7 protein-coding genes are annotated in these 5,901 nt (G+C 41.4%); 3 read left to right on the top strand and 4 right to left on the bottom strand.

Going from position 1 to position 5,901, the window contains the following annotated elements; genetic code table 11:
* The 3 genes from QTO00_RS13265 to QTO00_RS13255 form a co-directional block, all read left to right on the top strand.
* Nucleotides 1-764: carbohydrate-binding protein (locus QTO00_RS13265; RefSeq protein ID WP_331425229.1), on the top strand; the 764-nt coding region annotated here is incomplete at its 5' end.
* Nucleotides 761-1,846, top strand: a complete 1,086-nt coding sequence (locus QTO00_RS13260; RefSeq protein ID WP_331425228.1) for a KTSC domain-containing protein — start codon at nt 761-763, stop codon at nt 1,844-1,846. The genes QTO00_RS13265 and QTO00_RS13260, both read left to right, overlap by 4 nt.
* Nucleotides 1,847-2,249: 403 nt before the next feature.
* A complete protein-coding gene (locus QTO00_RS13255) occupies nt 2,250-2,444 on the top strand; it encodes a hypothetical protein (RefSeq protein WP_331425227.1) in 195 nt (64 codons plus the stop codon).
* Between the two features lie 74 nt (nt 2,445-2,518).
* Here QTO00_RS13255 and QTO00_RS13250 read toward each other — a convergent pair whose 3' ends face one another.
* The 4 genes from QTO00_RS13250 to QTO00_RS13235 all read right to left on the bottom strand — a co-directional run.
* Complete coding sequence (locus QTO00_RS13250) at nt 2,519-4,138, bottom strand: methyl-accepting chemotaxis protein (RefSeq protein ID WP_331425226.1); 1,620 nt, start codon at nt 4,136-4,138, stop codon at nt 2,519-2,521.
* A 225-nt stretch (nt 4,139-4,363) separates the two neighbouring features.
* The gene (locus QTO00_RS13245; RefSeq protein ID WP_331425225.1) at nt 4,364-4,768 is read right to left on the bottom strand and encodes a PPC domain-containing DNA-binding protein; all 405 of its coding nucleotides are present in this window, start codon (nt 4,766-4,768) and stop codon (nt 4,364-4,366) included.
* 35 nt (nt 4,769-4,803) lie between these two features.
* A complete protein-coding gene (locus tag QTO00_RS13240) occupies nt 4,804-5,118 on the bottom strand; it encodes a DUF1496 domain-containing protein (RefSeq protein ID WP_331425224.1) in 315 nt (104 codons plus the stop codon).
* On the bottom strand, nt 5,115-5,901 hold a 787-nt coding region (locus tag QTO00_RS13235; RefSeq protein ID WP_331425223.1), incomplete at its 5' end, for a 1-aminocyclopropane-1-carboxylate deaminase/D-cysteine desulfhydrase. The genes QTO00_RS13235 and QTO00_RS13240, both read right to left, overlap by 4 nt.

Raw genomic sequence — 5,901 nt, 5'->3', positions numbered from 1 at the left:
TTGCGATTGTTTTCATACCCACGTTTGCTTACTCAGCAAATGAGTGGGATAAGAATACAGTTTATGAATCTGGTGATATTGTCAAATGGAAGGGTATTACTTATATCTCCTCTTACTGGACTCAAGGTACAGAGCCTGTTGACAATCAAATTTCATGGGATGGTTGGATTACCATTGATACCGACTCAATTGAAGATTGGAAACAATCCACTACTTATAATGGTGGTGATGTAGTCGAATACAATACAGGTTTCTACATTGCTAAATGGTGGAATACTAATGAAATTCCTAGCACCTCTGTAGAGTGGCAACGCTTAGATATCAATTCGATAGTAAAGCCTACACCAACCCCTGAACCAGATGATACAAACATCATTGGTGAAGACAATGATGGAGATGGCTTACGAGATGATTATGCCGTGACCATTGAGGAAAAATACATCGAATCGAAAGAAATTGCGTTAGCAACTCAAGCAGGTAGGGAGTTTGGAAAACTACTAGAGTTTAGTGAAAATGATATTGAAATCACCGTTGAAGATGCACAATTAATGGCAACGAATGGTATTGCTCTACAATACTGTATTGATGTCTATAAGACGGAAAACCCAGAATTTTTAAATCCAATTGATTTGTACTTTGACACCTTAGACCGTGCGATTGCGAACAGAGAAGCATCTACCAAGCTCTATAAATCGTTACAAGGGAATGAACCAGTAGTGACTGAAATTAATTGTGATAAGTTTTTAGAAGGGGTTTCAAAATGAAAAGGATATTAACCCCTGTTATTGGTGTAATTCTGTCTATTAATACTGCACATGCTTCAAGTTGTGGCCCTCAAGTTGATGAGGTTCAATTGTTCTACGTAAATGGAATGTTTACAACATATCAGCAATTCGGTGCAAACAAAGCTCACCTTATAACTTACCAGAAGAAGCACTTGACCAATGAATTTGAAATGTCTCCAATCGTTGATGGCAGTTACAACAGTTCTGAAGATTTAACTAAACAGATAGAGCAGGTAGCAAAGCAAAAGTATGAAGAAGCTACTCCAGAACAAAGGAAAGTGCTCAAAATGCTTATTAATGGTACTTTCAGTTTTTATACTGGCTTGAGTGACGAAGAAACTAAAACGTTGATTAACGGTATATTTAGTGAATTGGATGCTTACCTTATCACTGGGGATGGAGATTATCGCACTGCAGAACGACGATTGTCATCGAACCTTGATAAATGTAAGCGAGTAATACTGGTTGGTCACTCTCAAGGTAACTTTTATTCCAATGGTCTATTGGAGAACTTGTACAATAAGTATCGTTTTGATGATGGAAATCAGCTTTCTACATATCCTATGCTTTCTTATATGGGAATTGCAGTTCCAACAAGTCAAGTAGGGGGTTCCATAGGCTCCGCAAGACCAGAATTAGTTGGTCACATTACTAATGATACTGATTTTATAATGGCTGCCGTTAGAGAATATATTGGCGCGGTACCATCAAACTATGATGCATATTTTAGTTTCAAAGACATAACGGGCCATGGTCTATTACCTTCATATTTGCTCCCTTCGGGACAAGCGAATCTGATTGCGAATCATATGAAGCGTATTGCGAGTAACTTAATCCCACCACCAATATATGAGCAACAACCAGTAAGCAGCTCAGCTATCAATAGTGTAGGGTATTCATCTATTAGCCAGTTACTCGATGTTCAGTTTTCTGATGATAGCGTGTATCGGTATACAGGTGTCCCAGAAACAGTTTGGGATGGATTTATATCTGCGTCTTCAAAAGGAAAATATTTCAATATTAATATAAAGAACTCGTATTCATATACTCAGATTAAGTAGTGATGTATGCATGTTGGCACAACCAAGATGAAATATTGGTTGTGCCTTTTCACAGTCGTTCTCGATAACCTTCTTACTGATAATTACCCGATGTTCCCCAATATTAATTTTGGCTAATTATAATAGCCTATTAACCTGTAACTATAGCGAAGCAGTAAATAGTAAATATTTGTGATAACCAAGAAATGTATTGATAGATCGCGAGTTAAAGTAATGGGTTGGTGGTCACAAAATAGCCATGTTTGTATTGTTGTGATTTACATATGTTGAGCCCTAAATAACCTGCATAAATGAATAAATAAGTCCTTTCATAAACATCACAATTTTCAATTAAATATGCGATTGATATCATATTTTTAGTTGACTATCTTAAGGGCTCCTCCCCAAGGAAAGGTAAACGATAATGGAAACACTGTTTAAGTCTGCGATTGAAAGCAGCAAAAGAACTACTGTGACGACACTGTTCGCCCGGCATGGTTTTAAGATCGTTATGACCGATTTTGATGATGTTGTGTTTGAGAAAGATAATATAAAGGTATGTGCCCATTTTGACTTTGACTCTAACTTAAAGTCAGTGCAGGTCTTACCAAAACAATAATTCACTTTTGGCTTGCTAATTGACGTAAAAATAAAACCCGCATTCGCGGGTTTTATTCGTTTGGATGTATGGGGCTAAACTTTGAAATATTTCAGTTGAGCTGTGAGCTCTTCAGCGGTGTTAGCCATACGTTGACTATCTTCTGCGAGAGATTGAGAGGCTTGCAGAACTTCATTGGCGGCCAAATGGATGCCAGTGACACTTTCATTCATCTCCGCAGCTACGGTACTTTGCTGTTCAGATGCGGAAGCAATTTGTGTCACCATGTCATTCGCGTTTTGCATCTCATCGACGATCAAATCGAGTTGCTTGCGGGTATCTTCTGAAGCCGCGACACTCTCTTCGACTTGTTCGTTACTGGTTTGCATTGCCTCAAAGGTTTGGCTCGCCTGTTGCGTCAGTTTCTCGATAGTTTGCTGCACTTCGTTGGTCGAGTTTTGGGTGCGGCTGGCTAGATTGCGTACTTCGTCCGCGACCACTGCGAAACCTCGACCTTGCTCACCGGCGCGCGCTGCTTCAATAGCAGCATTAAGTGCAAGTAAATTGGTTTGCTCTGATACATCACGAATAACGCTTAGCACATTACTGATCTCTTTGACCCCGGCTTGTAGATCGCCAACTAGGCTGTTGGCGGTAGCAATATTGTCAGAAACATGCGCAATAGAGTTAGATGTTTTCTTCATGGCTTCGTCGTTGTGATGTGCGTGCTCAACCACTTTGTTGGTGCTTGTTGCCGTGTTTTCTGCGTTTGATGCCACATCTGCTATGGTGCTCGTCATTTCAGTCATTGCGGTTGATAGCATCTCAAGTTGAGAGTGCTGAGCATTGACACTGGTGGCCGCTTCTTCACTTGCTTGGGCAATTTGACTCGCCATCGTACTTGAATATACGGCTGATTCATTGGCTGTGCGCAAAGTTGATTGCAGCTTGTCCATCATTTTGTCGATTTGGTTGCTCATGTCACCGAGCTCGTCTTTTCTCGACATATTCATACGTACTGTTAGGTCACCATCAGCGATGGCATGTGTGTGATCGGTGAGCCTTTCTAGCGGAGTAATGATGTTGTTAGAAATGGTGTAACCCAGAGCAAAGAGAATGATCGATAAAACGAGAGAAACCGCTGCCTCTTTCGCAGCCAATGCAAAAAACGCATCTTGAATGTCAGAGACCAAAACACCGGATCCTATGATCCATTGCCACTCGGGAAACAGTTGCACGTAAGAGATTTTGTCTTTGAGATCGCCTTGCGGGCTCTTCCACTGATATTCGAGAAATCCATTTTGTTGTGGAGTCTTAGAAATTGTCACCATTTCGCGCCAGTGGTATTTACCGGCACCATCTTTGAAGTTCTGAGCAGATTTTCCATTAAGCTCTGGTTTGAGCGGGTGTTGGACCACCTGCAGTGCTTGGTTTAAGACCCAAAAGTAGTTGTTGTTGTCATAGCGTAGAGCACTGAGTGCGGCCAATGCTTGTTGCTTGGCTTGTTCTTCGCCAAGTAGTTGTCGTTGATCGTAGAAATACTGAACTAGACTAATGGTGTTTTGTACTTGAGATTTAAGCTTATCTTCACGCTCCTTCATCGAAGAGCTGCGTTGCTCTATTAGGTTATAGGCGCAAGTCATTGCGATGAATACCACTGACATTATAACAATTGACGTAAGCTTTGATTTGATAGTGAGATTACTTAATTTCATATCTAACCTATTATAATTATTTCGTTTATTGTTGTGTTCGTTCTTATCCTATCACTTAAGGGGTAGAGCGGATTGCTAGGCGTGAAAAATAGGATAAATACATTTTGTTGCATATCCATAAGGTGCGTAAGATCACAAATTTTGAAGATTAAATTTGGAGAATGCGGGCAAAATCAAATCGAGTGTTGAAGATGTTATAAGTGATGAGAATGCTTGTGGTGTGGTCTATTTATCAAGTGTTTGATTTATTACTAATTCAGTGAATCCAGTTCCCGGGTCCTGCTCTCTTGTAAAACTGAGGTTCGGGTATTGGTGAAGAATGAGTTCACCTGTGGTATCAATCAAGCTGCCTTCAAGCAGATGACCGCCTATTACTTCGCCATTCTGTTTAGCGACGGAAATATGAATATGCTGATGCAGTGGCGTTAGTGTCCCCATGATTGATACGATCTCGACGGGCTCATTTAGCGTCAATGTGTTAGTGGCACCAGCTAAGCGAATACGCAAATGACTAAGACAACCGACACAAGAGGCGATACTTCCTGCGCCGATTTTATATTCTGTGACAAGTTGTTGAATACACTGTTTAAGGTCGTCACCTTTCGTCAGGCGAGTCGTGATTGGAGTCATTGGAAGGTTTCCATCATGTCTATGGCAAAATTGGTTTAATTGACCGAGTATCTTTTTTTCGGTTTTTCACTCTGCGGTTGCTGAGTTGCTTTTTCGGCTTGGAAGTCATCTAACCGGTTCCATTTTAATACGCCGTTTTTTTCATAAGTATTGGCTGCCGAGCAGATCATGTAGTACTCGTCGATTTGGATGATGGCACCATTCGAATAGGCTTGGTCTTGGTAATAACAAACTCGTTTGCCTACTTCGCTGGCGTTAATACCGATAACGGGCTTAGCAGGTAGCGACGTCGTATTTGCCATAACAGGTAGAGAGAGCAAAGCGATTAGGCTAGCAATGTATAACTTCATCTGTTTTCTCCGAAGTAGTGACCATACTTACGCTCGTAGCGAGGAAGCATACTTTCATTGCCAAGCAAGCCACCTTGATGAACATAAATTATGCTTTTGTCTTGGTTATCCTTATACCATGATTGTAGACATTGCCACATCATAGGGTCGTACAGAAGATCGAACTCGATGTCGGTCTCTTCCAATAGCTTCTTCCAGGTTCGATAGTCCTGTTCGTAAAGTTTGCCAAAATGGTGCTTTGTGTCTAACTCTAGGATTTGCGGGAATTCGTTCTCTCCAAGCTCTTCAAACTGTTTGATTAAGTACTCTTTTCCTCCAACACACGGACAAGTTAACACCGGGATGGAGTGTGGCTTAAGGTAATTGTGAAGATAAAGTGCTGTCGCGCCAGTTCCGGCGGGTAGGGCAACCACAAACTGATGCTGAGGTTCGTATCGTGACCAAGACAATATCTCCCTTGCTAGCTGTTCAACGCCTTGGCGTGCAATTGTTGACCTTCCTCCTTCAGGAATATACAAACATGAGCTATCAGGTTGGCGAACTTGCTTTATGTACTCTTTGGGATGCAAACGAGAGTGACTGGTTGGTATTACCTTCGCACCAAGTTCGAGTGCGCCACGATAGTTACCGAGCGGTTTGTTGACTAGCCATTGTGGAATATGGTCAACATAGAACTCCAGGCGCCAGCCTTTAATCGCGGCTAATGCAGATAAAGAGTACAGAGAGTTTGCTTGAGCACTGCCGTAGCTGATAAGCGTTGTAACGTTTGGAAAGTCTTGTTCC

Source organism: Vibrio sp. M260118, from assembly GCF_036533755.1.
Taxonomy (GTDB): Bacteria; Pseudomonadota; Gammaproteobacteria; order Enterobacterales; family Vibrionaceae; genus Vibrio.
Note: the sequence above shows the minus strand (reverse complement) of the source record. Positions and strands in the feature narration are given on the sequence as shown.

Coding starts and splice junctions, on each gene's coding strand:
- QTO00_RS13240 (WP_331425224.1), bottom strand. CDS start 5,118: ATGAAGTTATACATTGCTAGCCTAATCGCTTTGCTCTCTCTACCTGTT.
- QTO00_RS13260 (WP_331425228.1), top strand. CDS start 761: ATGAAAAGGATATTAACCCCTGTTATTGGTGTAATTCTGTCTATTAAT.
- QTO00_RS13245 (WP_331425225.1), bottom strand. CDS start 4,768: ATGACTCCAATCACGACTCGCCTGACGAAAGGTGACGACCTTAAACAG.
- QTO00_RS13250 (WP_331425226.1), bottom strand. CDS start 4,138: ATGAAATTAAGTAATCTCACTATCAAATCAAAGCTTACGTCAATTGTT.
- QTO00_RS13255 (WP_331425227.1), top strand. CDS start 2,250: ATGGAAACACTGTTTAAGTCTGCGATTGAAAGCAGCAAAAGAACTACT.